Below are 1,311 nucleotides of genomic sequence, written 5' to 3'. Positions count from 1 at the left end.
GGGCATAGGGCATAGGGCATAGGGCATAGGGCATAGGGCATAGGGCATAGGGCATAGGGCATAGGGCATAGGGCATAGAACATAGGGCATAGGGCATAGGGCATAGGGCATAGGGCATAGGGCATACCTCACTTTTTCGAGAACCGCTATATAAGATTAATGTTGTGACTGCGATCGCAGACTTAAAACGCAGCTCGTCACATAATTAGAGCCGTCGCTGTCACATGATTTGGTTCAAAACATCACGTTCTTTGTTAGGCCAGCGTCACTCTCGATTTTCGGAGAACGAGAGATGATACAAATATCGAATTCAGGGAACGTCTCATGTTTTTAGTTCAACTTATCCCCGGCGCTATTTCCGAAATGCTTGCCTCTGTTACCGATACGGGCAGTTTGACTTTAGCCGATCGCTACGGTTTGATGGCCGCTGTTTTGGCAGAGTCTCTCGACGATGAAGACAGACTTTCGATCAATCGCCTGCTGCGTTCTGTGCTCAAGGGAAGAGTCAAGATAGTCAACGAACTGTCGGCGAGGTCTTAACAGCATTTAAAAATTTAATTGATTTATGCACCGCATAAGAGTGCAGAAACTACCGCCCGAGTTACAATGAACCCGCGATGCCTGCACCGGATGTATTGCAGGAAGTTTATTGACTGTTATAAAAACCTGCGATCGCGCATCGCCCTATGAAATTTTTTTGATTCTCCAATTCTCGCAAGTGCGGCACTTCCCGAAAAAGTGCTGATTCAGTGTTGTGACGATCGACGAGCGAGCCTATTGGGTCGATCGCTTATAGTAAAATTAGTAAAATTGTGGGCGACCGGCATTTTAGGACTTTGAGGACTTCAGTCCTCACAACAAACGTAATTATAATTATTGAACAGGGCTAGAGATGACAGGCAAGTTAGGAAAATTATTAATCAAACAATGGAAATATTAATAGAATATTGAGTTTTGCGGGATTATTTCACTTGCCTTTACCGCGAACTAATGTTGCTTTGCCGGATGCCGGCACTTACGGTGGCGTAACTTTTGCTATGGTAACATCTCCGTGTCCGGTGCCCGGTGCTGTTTGCGGTGTTGACCAAAAATTTCTTGATGGTACCCGCCACGTGATTTATCCGTGGAATCCATCCAAAATTTAAAATCTAAAATCCTCAAGCCCCCGAATTTATCCGTGGAATCAATCCAAAATCCTTGCATCTCAAATCTCAAATCGAATGACGGCGGCGGCTAAGTAGCTAGACAAAATTAATTACATAGTTTTCTCCAAATTCTTTCAGAATTTTTTCAATAGATGCAACGAAAGTT

2 protein-coding genes are annotated in these 1,311 nt (G+C 44.2%); both read left to right on the top strand.

Translation table 11 applies throughout. The features are described 5' to 3' along the window. The first annotated feature begins 324 nt into the window (after positions 1–324). Positions 325–540 carry a hypothetical protein gene (locus QUA02_RS33410; protein WP_333034020.1) on the top strand — a complete coding sequence of 72 codons (216 nt, stop codon included), beginning with the start codon at positions 325–327 and terminating at the stop codon, positions 538–540. Positions 541–947: 407 nt separating this feature from the next. After that, positions 948–1,145 carry a hypothetical protein gene (locus tag QUA02_RS33405; RefSeq protein WP_333034019.1) on the top strand — a complete coding sequence of 66 codons (198 nt, stop codon included), beginning with the start codon at positions 948–950 and terminating at the stop codon, positions 1,143–1,145. Positions 1,146–1,311 lie beyond the last annotated feature (166 nt).

Origin of the sequence: Microcoleus pseudofavosus SVA1_A4 (genome assembly GCF_036700565.1) — a bacterium.
In the GTDB taxonomy this organism is placed as follows: Bacteria; Cyanobacteriota; Cyanobacteriia; order Cyanobacteriales; family Microcoleaceae; genus Microcoleus.
Note: the sequence above shows the minus strand (reverse complement) of the source record. Positions and strands in the feature narration are given on the sequence as shown.